General features: G+C 66.3%; 21 protein-coding genes and 1 tRNA gene. 5 read left to right on the top strand and 17 right to left on the bottom strand.

The genetic code is table 11. The annotated features are described in order from the left end of the window. Positions 1-63 precede the first annotated feature (63 nt). The gene (locus tag AC3WTC_RS05710; protein WP_093820738.1) at positions 64-411 is read left to right on the top strand and encodes a hypothetical protein; all 348 of its coding nucleotides are present in this window, start codon (positions 64-66) and stop codon (positions 409-411) included. An 18-nt stretch (positions 412-429) separates the two neighbouring features. Here the strand turns inward: AC3WTC_RS05710 and AC3WTC_RS05705 are convergent, their stop codons facing one another. Continuing rightward, positions 430-1,374, bottom strand: coding sequence for an ankyrin repeat domain-containing protein (locus AC3WTC_RS05705; RefSeq protein WP_492710954.1), 945 nt, complete (start codon positions 1,372-1,374; stop codon positions 430-432). A gap of 58 nt (positions 1,375-1,432) precedes the next feature. Next, complete coding sequence (locus AC3WTC_RS05700; protein ID WP_134831872.1) at positions 1,433-2,209, bottom strand: DUF3011 domain-containing protein; 777 nt, start codon at positions 2,207-2,209, stop codon at positions 1,433-1,435. Positions 2,210-2,370: 161 nt separating this feature from the next. On the opposite strand from AC3WTC_RS05700, the gene AC3WTC_RS05695 reads away from it, so the two are divergent. Continuing rightward, positions 2,371-3,306, top strand: a complete 936-nt coding sequence (locus AC3WTC_RS05695; protein WP_492710951.1) for a hypothetical protein — start codon at positions 2,371-2,373, stop codon at positions 3,304-3,306. 21 nt (positions 3,307-3,327) lie between these two features. Here the strand turns inward: AC3WTC_RS05695 and AC3WTC_RS05690 are convergent, their stop codons facing one another. The 6 genes from AC3WTC_RS05690 to birA all read right to left on the bottom strand — a co-directional run bounded on the left by AC3WTC_RS05690 (position 3,328) and on the right by birA (position 6,781). After that, positions 3,328-3,705, bottom strand: coding sequence for an addiction module antidote protein (locus AC3WTC_RS05690; RefSeq protein ID WP_154879128.1), 378 nt, complete (start codon positions 3,703-3,705; stop codon positions 3,328-3,330). A gap of 46 nt (positions 3,706-3,751) precedes the next feature. Further along, positions 3,752-4,072 carry a type II toxin-antitoxin system RelE/ParE family toxin gene (locus AC3WTC_RS05685; RefSeq protein WP_492710949.1) on the bottom strand — a complete coding sequence of 107 codons (321 nt, stop codon included), beginning with the start codon at positions 4,070-4,072 and terminating at the stop codon, positions 3,752-3,754. A 55-nt stretch (positions 4,073-4,127) separates the two neighbouring features. Further along, positions 4,128-4,203 (bottom strand) — tRNA-Thr (locus AC3WTC_RS05680). Between the two features lie 41 nt (positions 4,204-4,244). Beyond that, entirely contained in the window at positions 4,245-5,078 is an 834-nt protein-coding gene (locus AC3WTC_RS05675) for an SPOR domain-containing protein (protein ID WP_025878324.1), read from the bottom strand. Positions 5,079-5,087: 9 nt separating this feature from the next. Then, positions 5,088-5,819 carry a type III pantothenate kinase gene (locus AC3WTC_RS05670; RefSeq protein WP_025878323.1) on the bottom strand — a complete coding sequence of 244 codons (732 nt, stop codon included), beginning with the start codon at positions 5,817-5,819 and terminating at the stop codon, positions 5,088-5,090. Then, positions 5,816-6,781 carry a bifunctional biotin--[acetyl-CoA-carboxylase] ligase/biotin operon repressor BirA gene (birA, locus tag AC3WTC_RS05665; protein ID WP_492710946.1) on the bottom strand — a complete coding sequence of 322 codons (966 nt, stop codon included), beginning with the start codon at positions 6,779-6,781 and terminating at the stop codon, positions 5,816-5,818. Before birA ends, AC3WTC_RS05670 begins: the two co-directional genes overlap by 4 nt. Before the next feature lie 143 nt (positions 6,782-6,924). On the opposite strand from birA, the gene AC3WTC_RS05660 reads away from it, so the two are divergent. Both AC3WTC_RS05660 and AC3WTC_RS05655 read left to right on the top strand, forming a co-directional pair. Further along, positions 6,925-7,200: a hypothetical protein gene (locus tag AC3WTC_RS05660; RefSeq protein ID WP_492710945.1), complete on the top strand. Its 276-nt coding sequence runs from the start codon at positions 6,925-6,927 to the stop codon at positions 7,198-7,200. After that, the gene (locus AC3WTC_RS05655; protein ID WP_492710943.1) at positions 7,167-7,955 is read left to right on the top strand and encodes a M90 family metallopeptidase; all 789 of its coding nucleotides are present in this window, start codon (positions 7,167-7,169) and stop codon (positions 7,953-7,955) included. The genes AC3WTC_RS05660 and AC3WTC_RS05655 overlap by 34 nt, the downstream gene beginning before the upstream one ends. 96 nt (positions 7,956-8,051) lie before the next feature. Here AC3WTC_RS05655 and AC3WTC_RS05650 read toward each other — a convergent pair whose 3' ends face one another. From AC3WTC_RS05650 to dusA, 4 genes are all read right to left on the bottom strand, one after another. Further along, positions 8,052-9,476, bottom strand: a complete 1,425-nt coding sequence (locus AC3WTC_RS05650) for an ATP-binding protein (RefSeq protein WP_032978238.1) — start codon at positions 9,474-9,476, stop codon at positions 8,052-8,054. 22 nt (positions 9,477-9,498) lie between these two features. Then, complete coding sequence (locus AC3WTC_RS05645) at positions 9,499-10,182, bottom strand: response regulator transcription factor (protein ID WP_004136763.1); 684 nt, start codon at positions 10,180-10,182, stop codon at positions 9,499-9,501. A 72-nt stretch (positions 10,183-10,254) separates the two neighbouring features. Further along, positions 10,255-10,623 (bottom strand): hypothetical protein, encoded by a 369-nt coding sequence (locus AC3WTC_RS05640; protein WP_025878314.1) that lies wholly within the window; start codon positions 10,621-10,623, stop codon positions 10,255-10,257. Between the two features lie 212 nt (positions 10,624-10,835). Continuing rightward, positions 10,836-11,867 (bottom strand): tRNA dihydrouridine(20/20a) synthase DusA, encoded by a 1,032-nt coding sequence (gene dusA / locus AC3WTC_RS05635; protein WP_492710933.1) that lies wholly within the window; start codon positions 11,865-11,867, stop codon positions 10,836-10,838. Between the two features lie 146 nt (positions 11,868-12,013). Between dusA and AC3WTC_RS05630 the strand changes: the two genes are divergently transcribed. Next, positions 12,014-12,592 (top strand): hypothetical protein, encoded by a 579-nt coding sequence (locus tag AC3WTC_RS05630; RefSeq protein ID WP_301864373.1) that lies wholly within the window; start codon positions 12,014-12,016, stop codon positions 12,590-12,592. Between the two features lie 57 nt (positions 12,593-12,649). Here AC3WTC_RS05630 and AC3WTC_RS05625 read toward each other — a convergent pair whose 3' ends face one another. The 5 genes from AC3WTC_RS05625 to AC3WTC_RS05605 all read right to left on the bottom strand — a co-directional run bounded on the left by AC3WTC_RS05625 (position 12,650) and on the right by AC3WTC_RS05605 (position 18,925). After that, positions 12,650-15,070, bottom strand: coding sequence for a VgrG-related protein (locus tag AC3WTC_RS05625; RefSeq protein ID WP_492710931.1), 2,421 nt, complete (start codon positions 15,068-15,070; stop codon positions 12,650-12,652). Positions 15,071-15,111: 41 nt separating this feature from the next. Next, complete coding sequence (locus AC3WTC_RS05620) at positions 15,112-15,702, bottom strand: lysozyme inhibitor LprI family protein (protein WP_099844663.1); 591 nt, start codon at positions 15,700-15,702, stop codon at positions 15,112-15,114. Positions 15,703-15,831: 129 nt separating this feature from the next. After that, positions 15,832-16,695, bottom strand: a complete 864-nt coding sequence (locus AC3WTC_RS05615) for a lysozyme inhibitor LprI family protein (RefSeq protein ID WP_105163268.1) — start codon at positions 16,693-16,695, stop codon at positions 15,832-15,834. A 210-nt stretch (positions 16,696-16,905) separates the two neighbouring features. Then, complete coding sequence (locus AC3WTC_RS05610) at positions 16,906-17,457, bottom strand: hypothetical protein (protein ID WP_223483434.1); 552 nt, start codon at positions 17,455-17,457, stop codon at positions 16,906-16,908. Between the two features lie 7 nt (positions 17,458-17,464). Beyond that, on the bottom strand, positions 17,465-18,925 hold the full coding sequence (locus AC3WTC_RS05605; RefSeq protein ID WP_492710928.1) for a SulP family inorganic anion transporter: 1,461 nt from the start codon (positions 18,923-18,925) through the stop codon (positions 17,465-17,467). Positions 18,926-19,042 lie beyond the last annotated feature (117 nt).

Genomic DNA, 19,042 nt, shown 5'->3' with positions numbered 1-19,042 from the left:
GCAGCAGGGCCATCGCATGGCATGATGCCGCGCGGACCCGACCGCCCCTCATGGAAGATTGCGATGTCGCCCTTCATCAACACCGCTTGGCCGCGCTTTTTCATCGGGGCGCTGCCCATCGCCGTTTTTGCGATTCTGCTGAGCAGCTCGATGGATGCGTCGCCGAATGGCTGGCTGATGCAGGCGACGCTCCTGCTGGTGCCGTTCTCGACCCTGGTATTCCTCGGGTTGGGTTGGCAGCGTCTGCGCAAGGCACACGCCGAATATCCGATCCTGAAGAGCGAGCCGCAGCGGATGCTGGCAGCGTTGATCGGCAACGTGAAGGTGGCGGCGCTGTGGTTTGGCCTGACGTTCGCCGGCATGTTCGCCCTGATGCTGGCGTGGGTAGTGCTGTACAACGCCGCCGGCTGACGGCACTTCGGGCCGTGCTCAGAGAATCGCCGACGACCACGCTTCGGTGCGGAACAGGCGCTTCTTCAGCATGTCGATCCGCCACTGCCCAGCCACGCGCTTGAGCACGAACAGGCGCTCGTAACGCAGCGCGCGGGATTTCTGTGCATGGTCACGTACCAGGACTTCGGCCTTGGAGGCCGTCGGCTGACCGACCGCGGCCAGCAGGTCCTCCGGCACGTGCACCGGCGGATTGCCCACCGACATGCCCGTGGAATACACCCGCTTCCGGTCGGTACACCAGGCCGCGAGGATGTCCGCGCGCTCCTGTTGGAATGCTGCACTACCGAGCAGGACTCCACCGACCTTGGCATCACGGTAACCACGCGTTTCCCACTCATTGCAGGCCAGCATATAGCCACGCACCACTGATGCCGGTTCCCCCTCTGCGGCCGGTTCAGGCCACGCAAGCGGCGGCGCCTCCTCCAACATCGGTGGCATCTGCGCGCCCGCTGCCTGCAGGCACTGCACCACAGCCGCATGCCCGCGCGCTTCGGCCAGCGACAGCGCATTACGTCCTTCGAAATCCACGCGTGCGACATCAGCACCGCCAGCCAGCAGCAGCTCGACCATCGGCAGATGACCGCCCTGCGCCGCCACCATCAGCGGTGTGCGATGCAGTTCCGGGGAGGCCGCGTCCAGCGAGGCGCCGCGTGCGATCAGCAGGCGTCCGATGTCTGCGTCGTTGCGCTCGGCCGCCCATCCCATTGCGGTAAAGCCCACCGCCGTGCAGGCGTGCTGGATGTTGGCGCCACGGTCCAAAAGCCGCAACACCGAGTCAGTCCTTCCGGTGATCACAGCCGAAAGCAGCGGAGTACGTCCGGTGCCCTTGTGCTGCCACTCGATATCGGCACCCGCATCCAGCAATGCGTCGATTCGGTCAAGATCCTGTTTCTCGGCTGCCTTGGCCAGAAGATGGGACATGGTGGTGCCGCCAGACGGGTGTAAGGGTGGTCACCTTAGGGCTGCAGGCACGATGAGCTCAACCCCCGCGGCGGCGAATCGGCGTCACGCTCTGCACCCGGCCGTCGTTGCGCATCATGCACAGGAAGCGGCCCTCGGGATAATCGATGATCAGTTCCTGATAATCGGTTCCAACCGGCACCTGGGTCACCAGCGTGCCCTGTGCGCCTTTGCTTGCATTGCACGAAACGAGCGCGGTATCGCCCGCTGGCGCGTTGGCTGCAGCCTTGGACATGTTGCGGAACGTCGCGCGGCAGCCGCCGTTGACCCAGACCGAATGCCGCGACAGGCCCCAGTTGCTGCCCTGCTCGCAACGGGTACGGCTGAGCTGGCGCACGATCTCCACATTGCCACGCGTGTCCATGTCACAGGACACCTGGCGCTGGTCGGTGGATTCGCAGGTCACCTCGCGTGGCAGTGCTGCATCGTCATCGCGATCCTGATCACGGTGGTGCCTGCCACCTTCCACGGCAGTCGCCGGCGTGCCGTTGTTGCTGACCTGGCAGATGCCGTTGGCACCGCCGCGTCCGGTGTAGCTGACCTGCGGCGTACCGTCGTCACCGGTGCTGATTGAAAGCGTGGTGCCGCTGTTGGCATCGCGCGCTTCGAAATAGCGATCGTTGAAGCGCTTGAGGGTGGTCTCGCGGCCCTGCACGTAGACCGGCCCGCCCTCGTCTGCATGGACATCCAGCCCACCGGGGCAGCTGGCATTGAAGAACGGCACGGCGGCCATCGCCGGTGCTGTGAAGGCGCTGGCGAGCAGCGCAACGGTCAACGGCAAGCGGTGGCGGCGCATGGTCGGCTTCCTTGTGAGGAGTGAGCGGAGGGCGCCAGTATGGGGGCTGCCGGAGTTGCTCGACCGTGAGGAATATCAAGCAACCGATCACGGGCCGCAGACCACCGCCATCGGGCCAGCGCTATCATCGGGCGCATCACACGGACGTCCGGTATGCACACATGACAGTTCCGCCCTTCGACCACGCGCAGCAGCAGCTGCTGGCGCTGCAGCAACGCATCCATGCCTTCAATCTGGACAGTGCCGCCGAGCATGAACTGGACATCCAGGACCCGGCCGGCCCGCTGTGGGCAGCGCTGCAGGAACGGGTGACCGTGGCGCCGTTGTACGGCGGCCTGCACGTGGAGTTCTTCGGCAACCCGTGGGATGAGCCGTTCGCGTGGACCTTGGCCTGCCTGTCCGACCAGGGCATGGCCGATGCGATCATGTCGCTGTCGTTCACCGGCCCGGACGAAGGGGCCAATGGCACGCGCGAGTGGGAGTTCACCGCGCTGCTGGACAGCGATGTGCGTTTCCCGCGCCTGCGCGCGTTGTCGATCTCCCCCACAGAGCCGGCCGACCACAACATGTCGCAGGTGCAGCGCGCGGGCACCATCATGGAGGAAGACGGCGAGATCGCCCGCTTCGTTTCCAGGGCGCCGTACCTCAGCGAACTGGTGGTGCCAAATGCACCGGACGCCGCGTTCTTCGAGGTGCCGCTGCCGCACCTGCACAGCCTGCGCATCGGTGGTGGCTCTGACACGCACCGCTTCATCGACAACCTCGCCGCATCACGCAACCTGCCTGCCCTGGGCCTGCTGGATTTTTGCGAATCGACGGAGCTGCAGTTCTCCTGGGCCGACGCGCGCGTGGCTGAAGCGGTCACGCCTTTCGCGGCCTATGAGCGCTTGTTCGCCAGCGATGCCTTCGATGCGCTGCATACCTTCCGGTTGCGAAACAGCGCGTTGGATGTGGCGCGGCTACAGACGCTGCAGGCCATGCGCCCACGGTTGTCGTTCATGGTCATCCAGGCTGCGACGGGAGGCTATGTCAGCCATTTCGCCAAGGATGTGTTTCCGTGGCGCCACCTGGTGCCGGGTGATCCGGGGACGCGTTGATCGCACACGAACATTGCCAACTCACGCGACCTTCTTCACCTTCTTCGAAGTGGTCTTGCCTGGCTTGGTTTTGGACTTCGCCTTGATCGGCTTGCCGTTGCCGTCGACCGGTACCAGGCTCAGACGGAACCCGAGCGATCTGGCCAGCTTGCTGAGGTTGCCCATGGTTGGGTTTCCTTCTCCACGCAGCATCTTGTAGAGCGTTTCGCGGGCGATTCCCGTAGAGCGTGCAAGATCTGAGATGTTCCGTGCTCTCGCCACGATACCCAGTACGGATGCGATGAAGGCCGAGTCATCGGGAGCCTCTTCCAGCGCGGCTTCGATGAAAAAAGCGATGTCTTCTTCATCGCGCAGGTGTTCAGCAGCGTCCCAATCGTGCAGCTGTACTTTGTTGTTCATGACGGTCTGCCTCATCTTCTGTCGCGTATACGCTGCAGCCACGTGGTCAAAGCAGACTGGCGATCTTGCGGGCCTGCTCGATGTCGCGTGACTGGCTGTCTTTGTCGCCGCCGCACAACAGGATGTAGGTAATCCCCGCGCGCTGCGTGTAATAGATGCGGTATCCCGGGCCGAAGTCGATTTTCAGTTCGGCGATACCGCCGGCGAGCACCCGGTGCTTGCCGGGATTACCCAGCGCCAGCCGTGTGATGCGTACAGCGATGCGCTGACGGCCCTGCTTGTCACGCAGACCGTTGAGCCAACTGTTGAACTCAGTGGTTGTCTGAATTCTCGCCACATGTCCACTATAATGGACACATGCGGCCATGGCAAATCAAGTGGGGAACGCCACTGGATTGCTTGCACTGATCGCAGTCAGTGGATGGTGCCGCTTATCCGAATCGAACGGATGACCTACTGTTTACAAGACAGTTGCTCTACCAACTGAGCTAAAGCGGCACGGGGTGAAACGCCGACGGCAGCGCCGTGGTTTGGGAATTCTAGCGCAGTCGCGTGCATTCCAGCGACCGTTGCTGCGCGGCGCCACTGCGCTGCTGTGCCTGGGCCGGTTCGCTGCCGGTGGCCAGCTGCCCTTCCAGCCACCATTGGCCGGCATCGCCACTGGCCACCAGGCGCGGCTGGAAACCGGCGGCCTGCACCGCGGCCATGCGCCGTTCGGCGCCCTCGCGGTTGCGGTACTGGCCCAGCGCAATGGCGTTGGTCTCGTCGCCCTGGCTGATGATGTAGTAGTCGCTCAGCCCGGCAGCGACGATGCGCTTGACCGTGGCCTGCGCGTCATCGCGGCTGGCGGCGGCGGGCAGCAGCACGCGGTAACGGGCACTGCCGCTGGCGGCGGGCTGCTCGCGCAGGCGCACCTGGCTCAACAGGTTGCCCGCACGGCTTTGCGCAGCGCTGGCAGCGGCGCGGTCGGCGAACGGGCCCAGCGCCAGGCAGCGCGGCGGTACGGCCGGGGCTGCGGGTTTCTCAGCCACCGGTTCCGGCGCTGGCTTGGCGACGGCGGCCATCGGCTCAGGCGCCTTCACTGGTTCGGCGGGCTTGCTGGATGCCGGAGGCATCGCCGCTGCCGGTGCGGGTGCAGCGGCCACTGCGGTAGCCGGCGCCGCCTCACGCTCCACCAGTGCTTCAGTGGGTGCCGCTGCCGAGGCCTGCGCGGCCACGGCCGCATCGGTGCCACCGGGCAACCAGCGCAGCTCGGCCACGCCGGTCGGGGGCGGTGGCAACGGCGCGCGCGCGGGTTCATCGCGCAACAGCCACCAGGTGGCAACACCAAGATTGAGGATCGCCAGCACGACGATCAGGGCACGGGTCAGCATGCGCCGATACTAGCCTGCGGGCTGGTGCACCGCCCAGCGGGCGAGGCCATCCAGCACCAGCGAGGGGTGATAGTCGGCGCCGTCCAGCAGCGGCATCAGCGCGGGTGCACCACCGCCATGCACCAGCAGCGACGGCATGACGCCCAACAGCGCCTGTGCCTGTCGGGCGCTGCGCTCAACCAGCGCCACGGCGGCACCATCACAGCCGGAGGCCAGCGCATCGGCGGTGTCGTTGGCGAATTCGCTGTAGTCACCGCCGCTGGCCGGCAGCTGCACCGCGCGCGCGTGCAGCGCCTCGCGCATGGTGGTCGGCGAGGCGGAAATGCGTCCACCGTGGTGCTGGCCGTTGGCATCAAGCAGGTCGATGGTCAACGCGGTGCCGACACCGACCACCAGCACCGGCCGCTGTGCCTTGGCGGCAGCCAGCAGCGCCAGGAAGCGGTCGACACCGAATTTTTCCGGCTTGGCGTAGGCAATGCGTACACCCGCACACTGGGCGCTGGTGCGCACCACATGCACGTGCTCGAAGCGGCGCTGCAGCTGATCCAGCATCGCGCTGGTCAGCGATGGCGCGGCGACGCTGGCCACAAACGCGGTGCCGCCACTGGGCAGGCTGTGCGGCGGTTGCCCGGCCATGCCTTCGGCGCCATGTGCCCAGGCCTGCACATCACCGGCACGGTCACCCTGCAACGGCGCGAACTTGAAGCGCGAATTGCCCAGATCGAACAACCAGTCGCTCATGCTTTTCTCACACTGACTTCGCCGGCATGCAGCAGGCGCTCGCGGCCATCGATGCGCACGCGCAGCGCGCCATCGTCAGCCAGGCCGAGCGCGGTACCGTGCTGCCATTCGCCATCCAGCTGCACGCGCACTTCGCGCCCGGCCAGCATGTCGAACGCTGCGTAACGCGGCAGGAACGGCGCCAGCCCTTCCCGGTCGAATTCCTCCAGCGCCGGCAGCAGGCGTGCCAGCACCGCGGCCACCACCGCGTTGCGATCCACCGATGCGCCGGCCAGTGTGTCCAAGTCAACCCACGGCTGGGTGATCTGTTCGGCGAAGGCCGGCGGCATGTGCACGTTGATGCCGATGCCGATCACTGCACGCGCCGGGCCGGCGTATTCGCCCCCCCCCTCGGCCAGCAGGCCCACCAGCTTGCGGCCATCGACCAGCACGTCGTTCGGCCACTTCAGCTGCGCCTGCGTGTAGCCCAGGTCGTGCAGGGCTTCGGCCACGGCGACGCCGGCGACCAGGCTCAACCCGGCCAAGCGGCCGAGGCCACCCTCGAACAGGCGCAGCACTGACAGATACACATGCGCGGCCAGCGGCGACGCCCAGGTGCGCCCGCGACGGCCACGGCCGCCGGTCTGGCGCTCGGCCAACAGGACGCTGACACCGCGCTGGGGCGCGCTGCAGCGCAGCAATTCGGCGTTGGTGGAGTCCACCGTCCAGGCCACCTGCAGGTCGTGCAGCAGTGCTGCGGCCTCCTTGGGCAGGCCGGCGCGGATGGCCCCGGCGTCCAGCAGGTCGACCGGCCGGGTCAGCCCGTAGCCCTCGCCTGCGCGACCTTCAACCTCGACGCCAGCGGCTCTAAGCCCTTGAATTCGCTTCCAAATGGCGGCCCGGGTCTGGCCCAGCTCACGGGCCAGGGCGTCGCCGGACAGGCGACCGGCAGCGAGTTTGGCCAGCAATTGGCGATCGTCCACGGCAGCTTCCACAAGGTCAGGACGGAATTATGCGGGAAACCCGCCAGCGGCGCCCGCCGGCCCCGGTTGCGGCGGGCTTCCAATCTGGCGCCGGGTTCGGGCTAGAATCGGGAACTCACCTTCCCTTAACGTGGATGTCGTCAATGCGCCGTTATGCCCATTGCCTGATCCTGCTGACGATGCCCTTCGCGGCATCTGCCACAGCAGCGCTTGATGACAGCCGTGGCGCCTGCGTCTACTCGGCCAGCGATGCCGCCTCGCAGCACACGCCGACCAACGCGCCGACAGCGACGGCCGCCAAGCCGGCACCGGTACGTCCGGCCGCCGCGACCAGCAGCGGCGGTGGCGGTGACGACGATGTACTGCAGCGCATCCGTGCGCCGAAGTGGCACAGCTACCTGCCGGGTATGTTCCGCTGATCAAGGCGTTGCTGCAGTGGCTGCGGCCCGCGCCGCGACCGATCGAAGACGCACACTGGAACGATGCCTGCCACCGCGCAGCGTGGTTGCGCGGCCTGGACGACGAACGGCATGCACGCCTGCGCGCGCTGACCACGCGCTTCCTGCATGAGAAGACCATCTCCCCGATCGGCGAACTGCAGCTGCAGCCGGCCGATGGCGTGCTGCTGGCCGCACTGTGCTGCCTGCCGCTGCTGGAGTTCGGCGAGGTGGGGCTGGAAGGCTGGTCGCAGCTGATCGTCTACCCCGATGCGTTCCGCGTGCATCGCAGCCATATGGACGCCGCCGGCGTACTGCACGAGTGGGATGACGAGCTGATCGGCGAGTCGTGGGACAGCGGTCCGTTGATTCTTTCGTGGGCCGATGTGCAGGCCGACCTGGCGGCACCGCATGAGGGTTACTGCGTGGCCGTGCATGAGATGGTGCACAAGCTGGATGCGCTCGACGGTGCGATGGACGGCACGCCGCCGTTGCCGCGTGCGTGGCAACGCGAGTGGGCTGCTGACTTCCAGAAATCGTACGACGCGTTCTGTGCGCAGGTGGATGCCGGCGTGGAAACACGGATCGATCCGTATGCGGCCGAGGCGCCGGAAGAGTTCTTCGCGGTGGCCAGCGAGTACCACTTCTCTGCGCCGGACCTGCTGGCAGAAGCGTTGCCGGAGGTGGCTGCGCATCTGCGGCGGTTCTATGGTGAGCCGCCGGCAATGGTCGGGTGATTCATCCGTCCGCCGGGCATGGCCCGGCGCTACCCGAGGGTGTACGTAGACCGGTAGCGCCGGGCCGTGCCCGGCGGATCGGGTTGCAACGGATCGTTACGGCCCCGGCGGCAGCCGCACTTCGAAACGGGCGCCGCCCAGTTCGCTGGAACGGGACACCTGCAGCTCGCCGCGGTAGTCCTTGATCAGGTCCTGCACGATCGACAGGCCGATGCCGTGGCCCTGTACGCGCTCATCGCCGCGCACGCCACGCTGCAGCACCTTGCCGATGTCCTCCGGAGCAATACCCGGGCCATCGTCATCCACCGCCAGCAGCAGGCCGGCGCGACGCGCATTCGGCGCCGGCAACGGCTGCGCGGTCAGCAGCACGCGGCGCTTGGCCCACTTGAACGCGTTCTCCAGCAGGTTGCCCAGCAGCTCCTGCAAGTCGCCCGGTTCGCCGTGGAAGCGCGCGGCCGGGTCGATATCGAATTCGCACAGCACGCCCTTGGACGCATAGACCTTCTCCAGGCCGCGCACGATTTCCTCGGCGTTGGATTCGATCGGCAGCGGTGCCGAGAACAGCTTGTGGCCCGACGAGGCCGCGCGTGCCAGCTGGTAGGACACCAGGTTGTTCATGCGCTGCAGCTGCACGTCCAGCTCTTCGCGCAGGGCGCCATCGCCGGCGCCGCTGTCCATCTGCGTACGCAGCACCGCAATCGGCGTCTTCAGGCTGTGCGCCAGGTCGGCCAGGGTATTGCGCTGGCGTTCCAGGTTCTCACGCTCGCCCTCGATGAAGGCATTGATGCTGTCGGTCAACGGCTCCAGCTCGCGCGGGTGGCGTTCGCTCATGCGCTCGGTCTCGCCGCGCTGGACCTTGGTCAGTTCGGTGATCACCCGCCGCAACGGGCGCAGGCTCCACTGCAGGATGACTGTCTGCAGCAGCAGCAGGATCAGGCCGATGCCGCCCAGATAGAACCAGACCCGGCTGCGGAACACGCGCAGCTGCGCACCCAGCGCGCGCGAGTCTTCCATCACGTAGATGGTGTACGGGAATTCGGTGGCCGGGTCGGCGTCGGCATCCCACACCAGGCCCAGGCCATAGCGATACACCGAGCCTTGGCTGCCGTCGATCTGGATCATCGGCAGCGGGCCTTCGAACACTTCCTGGCGCGGAGCCAGCAGGCCGCCGCCGACGGTGGGCAGCATCGGGCCTTCGGCGGACATCGAATTGCCCTTGCCGTCGGGCATGACGACCTGCAGGTACAGGCCGCTGCCGGGCACGTCGAAACGCGGATCCGGCGGCTGCTCGCGGATGTACAGCGAGCGGTCGCGGGTGAAGTCGATGCCGGCCGCATAGGCGGTGGCATAGTTCTTCAGGCGCTCGCGCAGGTTCGCCTTCGCCGTATCGGCGAAGGCGGCATCAAGCGCGTAACCGGCCAGGGCCAGGAACGCGACCAGACCCACTGACGCGGCGAACATCTGGCGCGCCTGCAGAGAGCGCGGCCGCCAGCGTCGGAAGAACCACAGACGGCCGGACATCGTTTATCGCCTGTTGAAGGCCTCAGCCCTCGTTACGCGGAATCGCGAAGCGGTAGCCACGACCGCGCACGGTCTCGATCGGCTTCAGTTCGCCATCCGGGTCCAGCTTCTTGCGCAGGCGGCCGATGAACACTTCCAGCACGTTCGAGTCACGATCAAAGTCCTGCTGGTAGATGTGCTCGGTGAGGTCGGCCTTGGAGACCAGTTCACCGGCATGCATCATCAGGTACTCCAGCACCTTGTACTCGTAGCTGGTGAGGTCGACATTGCTGCCGGCCACGCTGACGGTCTGCGCTGCCAGATCCAAGGCAACCGGACCGCATTCCAGGGTCGGCTTGCTCCAGCCGGCGGCGCGGCGCAGCAGCGCGTTGACGCGGGCCAGCAGCTCTTCCACATGGAACGGCTTGACCAGGTAATCGTCGGCGCCCTGCTTCAGGCCCTCGACCTTGTCCTGCCAGCTCGAACGCGCGGTCAGGATCAGCACCGGGAACTTCTTGCCTTCGTCGCGCAGGGCCTTGATCAGCTCCATGCCCGACATCTTGGGCAGGCCAAGGTCGATGATGCCGACGTCGAACGGCACTTCTCGGCCCATGTACAGGCCTTCTTCGCCGTCCTGCGCTGCATCGACGGCAAAACCTTCGCGCTTGAGCCGGGCTGCCAGGGTCTCACGCAGCGGGGCTTCGTCTTCGACCAGAAGGATACGCATGAACTCTCCCTAGTGTGCTGGGTGCGGCCCGGAGGCCTGTGGGTACGGGTTGATAGCGACAACTATCCCTGTTCAGGGGTTATCGCCGCGTAGTGATGACATATCCGACCGCGGCGTGCGCGGCTGTGAACGTGCCGGGGCGGGGTCGTCCATGTAGCGGACCCGACCGCGGTCGTCCATGTATTTGACCCGGTTGATGTCACGACCATCGAACGGCACACGCTCGGCGCCCAGGATGTGGCCACCGGTGGTGCGCTGCACGCGGCGCACGGCATCGGACAGCGAGCGCTCGTTGCTGGCGCCACGGCCTCCACGCTCCATCATTTCTGCGCGCCCCTGTTCCCGCTGCGGGTCCTGCGCCAGCGCCGAAGACAGCGGGGCAGCCGCCAGGACCACGCAGGTGGCCAGGGCAATACAGCGGTGGAAGGGAGCGGAAGACATCGATGCGATCCTAGCCGAGCACGGCGATTCGTTCAAAAGTCGTAAATCCGGGCACCGGAATGGAACCCGGCGTTTTACAAATCTTTTGCAAATTCTTGGTTTCGGGCAGTGAATCCGGTCTGAACTTTTCCAGATGCTCCAGACCGTTGTTCAGCTAAGTGAACATTCGGGACGAAACGGCTGCCCTTGTCAAGTCAGGAATGTGACTGACGTCACGCAGCGGCGCGGTCGGCTTCGCGTTCGGTGACTGCCAGCGCCTGCTCGACCAGCGCCCAGTCGGCACCGGGGCGATGGGCACCCTCGCTCAGCACCTGGCGGAATGCGCGGCCGCCGGGCTGGCCGTGGAACAGGCCGAGGATGTGGCGGGTGATGTGCTTGAGGGCCAGGCCCTCGCCCAGGCGGGCTTCGATGTACGGGCGCAGTGCGCGCAGCAGCTCGCCGCGCGGACGCAGCGGCGCGCCGGTCTGCAGCGCTTCCAGCTGATGCAGCAGGTAGGGATCGTGGTAGGCCGCGCGACCGAGCATGACGCCATCGACGTGCGCGGCCTGCGCCTGCACCGCCTCGATGCTGGCCAGGCCACCATTGAGCACCACCGGCAGTGCCGGGCGCTCGTGCTTCAGCCGGTAGGCCCAGTCGTACTTCAACGGCGGAACCTCGCGGTTCTCCTTCGGCGACAGACCCTTCAGCCAGGCATTGCGGGCGTGCACCACCACCATCGCGGCGCCGGCCTCGACCTGGCGATCGACGAAACTGGCGAATACCTCGTAGTTGTCGTCTTCGTCCACGCCCAAGCGGCATTTCACCGTCACCGGGATGTCCACTGCCTCGACCATGGCCGACATGCATTCGGCCACCAGCACCGGCTCGCGCATCAGGCAGGCACCAAAGCGCCCGGCCTGCACGCGGTCGGACGGACAGCCGCAGTTGAGGTTGACCTCGTCGTAGCCCCAGTCGGCGGCGATGCGCGCGGCCTGCGCCAGCAGCGCCGGATCGCTGCCACCGAGCTGCAGTGCCAGCGGTTGTTCGCTGGCATCGAAACCGAGCAGGCGCTGGCGATCGCCATGGATGACCGCATTGGCGTGCACCATTTCGGTGTACAGCCGCGCACCCGGCGCCAGCAGGCGGTGGAACACCCGGCAATGGCGGTCGGTCCAGTCCATCATGGGAGCGACGGACAGGCGCAGGGAATCAGCGTAACGGGCGGTGGCGGACGTCATCGGGCGGTTGATCGTGGAGACTGGCATTGCCAGTGAGATCAATAGTTTACACCGGGCGGATGAATGGCGGCGGGCAGCCGGGGATGCAGGCCGGGTTGCCGCTGCCGCCCTTGCGTGGGGATACTCGGTACGCGAGTTCCTGTTGCACCGCATCTGTTGGAAGGGAAGCCACAATGAAACCGACTGCATCCTCGCTGGCGGGCCCTGGCCTCGCCTGCCTCACCCTGCTGACGGTGCTGGCCTTGGGCAGTGGTTGCAGCAGCGTCCGCGACGCGCGCATCGCGGAGATCAAGCCCGGCCCACGATGCGACTTCACCGAAGGCGCCACCTTCGACAACCGGCCGTCCTACCTGTCGGCAGGACAGGAAAATGCGCCCATCGGCGCGCTTTCCAGGCTCTTTGGCGTCTACAACAAGGACATCCACCAGGTCACGATCCGCCAGGAGGCGAGCCGGCTGGTGGCCCGCTTCCATGCCGCCGACGGCACCGGCATCGAGGCTGCAGGCAGCGCTGCCAGCAAGAGCTACAGCGCCGAAGGAGAACAGCTGGTCATCAACCGGTGGTCATCGTGCAAACCGGGCGAGGCCGGCGCCGGCTGCGTTTGGTCACGCGTGGAACTGTCCTGCACGGTGGAAAACGATCTGGTGGTGAAGCAGGTGGACGGAGGCGCGGTCCTGCTGGCCCTGATCATCCCGATGGGCCAGCGCAGGACCCAGTTCGGGGTGTACCGGCGGGTCGACCCTGCAGAATGAATCGACAGAAGGCCCCGGGTCGTTGGGCCCGGAGCCTTCGGCCACAGTGCAGCAGGCTTACAGGCCGCGGTTGCGCACCTGCTCCTGCTGCTGTTCCTGCACGCGCTGATTGAACTGGACATCCAGTTCCTCGGTCTGGCGGGTGCTGGCCTCGACCGACTGCGACACGGCCTGTCGGCTGTCGACGAAGGTGCGCTGCGCAGCCGGGTCGCCGACATTGCCCTGCACGGCGAACAAGCCGCTGCCATCCGGGCGTGCGACCACATGGTCGATCTGGCGCATGCCGGCGACCTTGCTCTCGTAGGCCAGCTGGCCGGCGGCGCGTTCGGTTTCCTGTGCATTGGCGAACAGCGGGCACAGGCCAGCCTGCACGCGCTGCTGCTGCAGCTCCTGTAGTTTCTCCAGGGCCTGGTTGAAGCGCGGATTCTCGGCATGCGAAGGATCGCGCATGCTGGGCGCTGCCGGTGCTGCCGGTGCTGCCGGTGCGGTCGGTTCGGTGCGTGCCGGGGCGGCGGCGGTCTGCGCGCCGGCCTTCACTGCGGCCGGGTCGTCCAGGCGCGCCAGGGTCTGGCGGCCGGCCTTGCCATCCTGCTCCAGGCCGTTGTTGGCCTGGAACTGCTTGACCGCTGCCAGCGTGTCCTTGCCGAAGATGCCATCGGTGCCCAGCGCCTTGCCGTCGGCGGCGGTGTAACCCAGCGCGGCCAGCTTGCCCTGCAGTGCCTTGACCTCATCGCCGCGTTCGCCCTTCACCAGCATGCCGTCGGCCATCGGCGCCTGCTGCGTGGCGCGTGCGGCCTGCGCTGCTTCCGGCCCCTGCGCGTGTACCTTGCCGCCGAGGGTGATGCGGTCGTTGAGCATGTCGCCGAGGTAGCGGCGGAACTGCGCCGGCTCCACTTCGATATGCGCATGCACCGGTTTGCTGCCGGCGTTCGACTGCTGGATCAGCGGGGCGCCATACTCGACGAAGTCACCGTTCTTGTAGGGCGACGTGCCGGCGGCGCCGTGCAGCACCTGGCCTACCAGCTCACGGCGCGGATCGCCGGCCGGGTGGCTGTAGAGGCTGATCGAATTGGTCGCGTCCTTGTTGAACTGCGCGTAGCCGGCCACCGGGTTCGGAATCATCACATCGCGACTGCCCAGGCGATCGGTGAGGATCAGGTCCTTGCGCACCAGCGGAATGTCATTCTTGTCCTCACGTGTGCGGATGTTCTCCATCTCGCCTTCGACCATGCCCGATTGGCGGTCGGCCTTGCGGGCATCGCCGGTGCGCACGGCTTCGGCATTGGTGTTGGGATGATGGATCTTCAGTTCGCGATAGGCCGTTTCGCCACTGATGCCGTGGGCCAGCGTGCGGTTGCTGGTGACATTGCCGTAGGGCTCGATCACCGTGATGCGGCCGCCACCGGGGGCGGCCGCCACCGGCGCACCATCCGTAGAGGGCGCCTTCGGCTCGTGGCGTTCTGGCGAGGGTACCGATGGCGGTGCCGGTGTCTGTGCGGGTGGGCGAACCCCGGCGTTCAGTGCAGACAGCGTGTCACGCCCCGCCTTGCCATCTTCTTCCAGCCCATGCGCCTTCTGGAACTGACGCACCGCGTGGTAGGTATCGCTGCCGAAATCGCCGTCGGGCTTCAGCACCTTGCCATCCACACCGGTGTAGCCGGCCTGCGCCAGCTTCTGCTGCAGCGCGAGCACTTCATTGCCGCGTTCGCCCTGCACCAGCATACCGTCGGCCATCGGTGCACGCGCCGGGCGCGCGGCGGACTGACGATGCGCCGGCTCGCCGAACGCCTGTTCGTAGGTCTTGCCCTGGTACGGCTGCGGGTCGTGGTTGATCCTGTCGTAGCGCGCCAGCGCAACCAGCTCGGACTTTTCATTGAGCGTGCGCTCGCGCAGCGAATCCCACTGCTTGGGCGAACTCTCGAAATGGCGCTGGACGTTGGCGTGCTTGTAATCCTGCACGGCCCTGACAATCTGCTCGTCACTCAGCTCGGACAGCTTGTAATCATCACCATAGGCTTGTTTCAGGCCATTCTGGAATACACCACGGGTCATGTTGCGATACTGCACCGACGTGCTCCACAGCGCGTCCTGCACGGCAGGGCCGCGACCTTGCAGGTCCACGCCGGCCTTCTTCAGGCGATCCATCTGCACGTCGTAATACTGGTGCTGGATGAAATCGTGCTGTTCCTGGGCGAAGCCCTTTTCGTCGCGTGCGGCCACCGCTTTCCAGCGCTCGCTGAAGGCTTCCGTCGCAGGCTTCAGGCCGTGGAACTGGTCCGCATAGCGGGACGACTTCAGGTACTCGTCCACCCCGCCAACGGCGCTGGCGAACTGGTAGCTGCCATAGGACACGCCGCCATGGTCACCCTTGCCCGAGGAAATCCAGCCTGGACCACGGTTGTCGGTTTCAAAACGGGCGGAGGTCTGGCCGCGATGCCAGTGTTCCATCGCCTTCCTTGCATCGGTCACTACATCCATGTCGAAGGACTCCTCTCAGTTGGCAATGCGGTGGATTGAGGTCACTTGCTGCGTGCAGCGGCCTGCAGCTGGTCAACGCGGTTGGCCACGCGGTTGATGCGGCACGACTGCGCGTCCAGCCTCTGGCCCTGGCCATCGGTTTTGGGATCCCAGCGGCAATGGCGATTGGTGTCCGACCACCAGGCAGCCTGCGCATCCATCCAGTCATCCTTGGCCTTGCTGTCGGGACTTGCCACGACACCGGCGACGATCTCGGCCAAGCGGTCTTCCTGGTAACTCAACTCCTCGTCGCCACATGCCTGCAGGCGTGCTGTCACCGCTTCGCTGGCGTCCACGCAACGGGTGTACGCAGGACGCAGGTTGGCCTGGGTGTAGGAGGCATCGGGCAGCGGCGCGGGAAAGTCATCGGCATCCGCGTCGGCATCGGCGGCTGTAGTTGCAGGCGTCGCGCTGGCCGGTGTCGATGTGGCTGCCGGTGTGGGCTCATCTGCGCTGGCGGCAGCGGCAACCGTGGCGCTGTCGGCCGAAGGGGCCTGGCAGGCGCCCAGCAACAGGCACAGCACCAGCGCAATTCCGCGTCGGATTTCAAAGGCGGATCGATCAATGCGCGCAGGCGCGCTCAAGGCTTGCATTGCTTGCTTCTCCCTGGTGAGTCGCCGGGTGGGTCGGCAAAGAGGAGCCGTCCATCGGCCCCATCACGGTGAGGATGCTACGCCAGCGCAGAATGCCGGTGCCTGACTGAATTCAGGTTTCAGCCGACATCAACGGCGCTCGCGCGCCTGCAGTTCCACCGCGCGGTTGGCGTAGCGGTTGATGAGGCACGACTGCGCGTCCAGCGCCTGGCCCACGCTCTCTGTAGCCGGGCTGCAGCGCTTGTCGGTGTCCTCGGCCCAAGTGGCCTGTTCGTCCATCCAGCGGTCCTTGGCCGGACTGTCGGGGCCGTTCATCAGGCGCGCCACTTCGGCCTGCAGCTGCGTCTGGTGGTAGGCCAGCTCGGTATCGCCGCAGGCCTGGATATGGTCGTTCATGCCACGGGCCTGCTGCACACAGCGGATGAATTCCGGGCGAAGCGTTGCCTGGGTGTAGGAGGTATCGGGCGGGCCGCTCTGCGCCATCAATGCGTCGGCACGGTTGGCCACGCGGAACAGGCGGCACTCCTGTGCCTTCAGGTCATCCACGCCGGCATTGGTCGGAGCGGAGCAATGACGGTCGGTATCGCTGCGCCAGGTCGCCTGGGTGGCAAGGAACGCCTGCTTCGCAGCAGCGTCGAGCCCGGTCACAGTCTTGCTGGCACCCTCCTGCAGGCGCCCTTCCTGATAGGCCAGTTCATCCTTGCCGCAGGCCTGCAGCTTGCCCGCATCCTCCACGCCATCCACGCACCAGCCATAAGCCGGGCGCAGGCGACCGTCCGTGTAGGACGCATCCGGGTACCGAGAGGAATCACCGGTCACTGCATGGGGGGGCGCTGCCGGCGCTGCCGCGGCGAGCGGAACCGGAGCGGCCGCCGCTTCGGCCGATGCCGGGGTAGAAGGCGCCTGGCACGCGGTGAGCACCAGGCACAGGGCCAGCACCTTCCAGTACCGACGGCCGGAGGCGATCTGTTCATTGCCCCCATGGGCATCCATTACCTGCATTGCTTGCATCTCCCTTGCTTGTGGCCAGCGGGTGCCGGCCGGGAGGGTCCGTCCATCGGCCCCGATCACGGTGCAGATCCTACGACAGCGGCGGTTTCAGATGGCTGACTGAATTCAGCTTGCGCGGACGGCACCGCAGAAACCTGACGCGACCAACTTTGGAGCGGTGGTGGCCTGCTGCGACCGGCCACCACCGCTCCGTCACAGCTCGTTGGGCCGATCAGGCTGCACGATCGGCGCGTGCGTTTCGTAATCGGTCTGCTTCCAACCGCCCCCACCCTCTCCCGCAACCCACTGGAACGTCCAGGTTTCCACGAAGCCACCGGGAAGCTCATTGGTGATGGTGATCTTCTCACCGGCAGCACCCGAGGCCGGAAGCGGAACGGGAGGGGCCACTGCGGCAGAGGCCCAGGCATCGGAGGGGGGCCGGCGCTGCTGCACCGTAATCGTGCCCAGCTCCATCGTCCGCCGATCCGCATCCGGGATGCTGTCCAGCCACCGTGCGATCGCCGCCGCCTCAGCGGTTCCTGCGCGGTGGTGGGAAACATGTTCGATAACGATGCGGGGCGAGGTCGCAACCGCACTGGGCGATAGCGCCGTCAAGCCAAGACCCAGTGCGGAGTACAGAAGTACCGGAAACACGCGTATTGCGATCATCTCTCGTCCTTTTCCGATCTGTGCCGAATGCACGAAATCACAGTGCATCCGGTGAAGGCAGGCCTCAATCAGAAAACTTGCAAGCGAAAACAGCAAGCGGCCATCAGTACGCACCGCCCCTGTCCCCCACCTGTTCGATCAGCGTCTGGCTGGCCGCGTTGAGGCCGACAACACTGACTTCGGCGCCATGCGCGGCCAGCTTTTCCTGCGCGCGTTGCAGCGCGGCGACGGCAGTCAGGTCCCACAGGTGGGCCTCCCGCAGGTCGATCTGTACCTTCGGCGCCACGTGCTGGTAGTCGAACGCCGCACCCAGCTGTCCGGCGGAGGCGAAGAATAGTTGGCCGCGCACGCGGTAGACCTGCATGTCCATGTCTGCAACGTCTTCGCGTTGCACGTCGAGCATGCGGCCCACCTTGCGGGCGAAGAACAGGGCAGACAACAGCACGCCGCTGAGCACACCCTTGGCCAGGTCGTGGGTGGCCACGGTGACCACCACGGTCAGCAGCATCACTGCCGACGAGCTGCGCGGATGCGTGCGCAGGTCGCGCAGCGAGCGCCAGCTGAAGGTGCCGATGCTGACCATGATCATCACCGCCACCAGTGCGGCCATCGGGATCTGCCGCACCAGGTCGCTGCCGTATACCACCAGCACCAGCAGCAGCACGCCGGCCACCAGGCAGGACAGGCGGCCTCGACCGCCGGAGGTCACGTTGATCACCGACTGACCGATCATCGCGCAGCCGGCCATGCCACCGAGGAAACCGGTGACCGTGTTGGCCAGGCCCTGGCCGACGCACTCGCGGTTGCGCTCACTGGGCGTCTCGGTGATGTCCTCGACAATCTGCAGGGTCATCATCGATTCGAGCAGGCCGACCACCGCCAGCGTGGCTGACACCGGCAGCAGGATGCGCAGCGTTTCCCAGGTGAAGGGCACATCGGGGATGAGGAAGTACGGCAGGCTGTCGGGCAGCTGGCCCATGTCGCCCACGCTGCGTACATCGATGCCGAAGCCGATGACCACGGCGGTGAGCACGATGATCGCCACCAGCGGCGAAGGCACTGCGCGGTTGATGCGCGGCAGCAGGTAGATGATCGCCAACGCGGCGGCGCACAGCACATACACGGTGGGGCCGCGGCCGATCAGCTCGGGCATCTGGGCCAGGAAGATCAGGATGGCCAACGCGTTGACGAAGCCGGTGATGACCGAGCGCGAGACGAAGCGCATCAGCGAGCCCAGCTTGAACACGCCGGCCAGCACCTGCAGCAGGCCGGCCAGGATGCTGGCGGCAAACAGGTACTGCAGGCCGTGGTCCTTGACCAGGTCGACCATCACCAGGGCCATCGCGCCGGTGGCGGCAGAGATCATGCCGGGGCGGCCGCCTGCAATCGCGGTGATGACGGCAATGGAGAAAGCAGCGTACAGGCCGACCTTGGGGTCGACGCCGGCGATCAGCGAGAACGCGATGGCTTCGGGAATCAGTGCCAGGGCGACGACGGTGCCGGACAGCAGATCACCACGGAGGTTGCCGAGCCATTGCTGGCGCAGGGGATAAGACGTTTGCATGGGAAAACTCCGCGCACACGTGGGCCGGGCCACGTGGCGCTGCAGTGAAAGACGCGGGTTCCTGAGCCGGTTGGGCCGGCTGCCGAGGGGCGGCAAGGGTCAGGGTGGCGTGATCAC

The organism is Stenotrophomonas sp. FW305-C-20-S1, from assembly GCF_058783335.1.
This window is presented reverse-complemented; position numbering and strand designations above follow the sequence as displayed.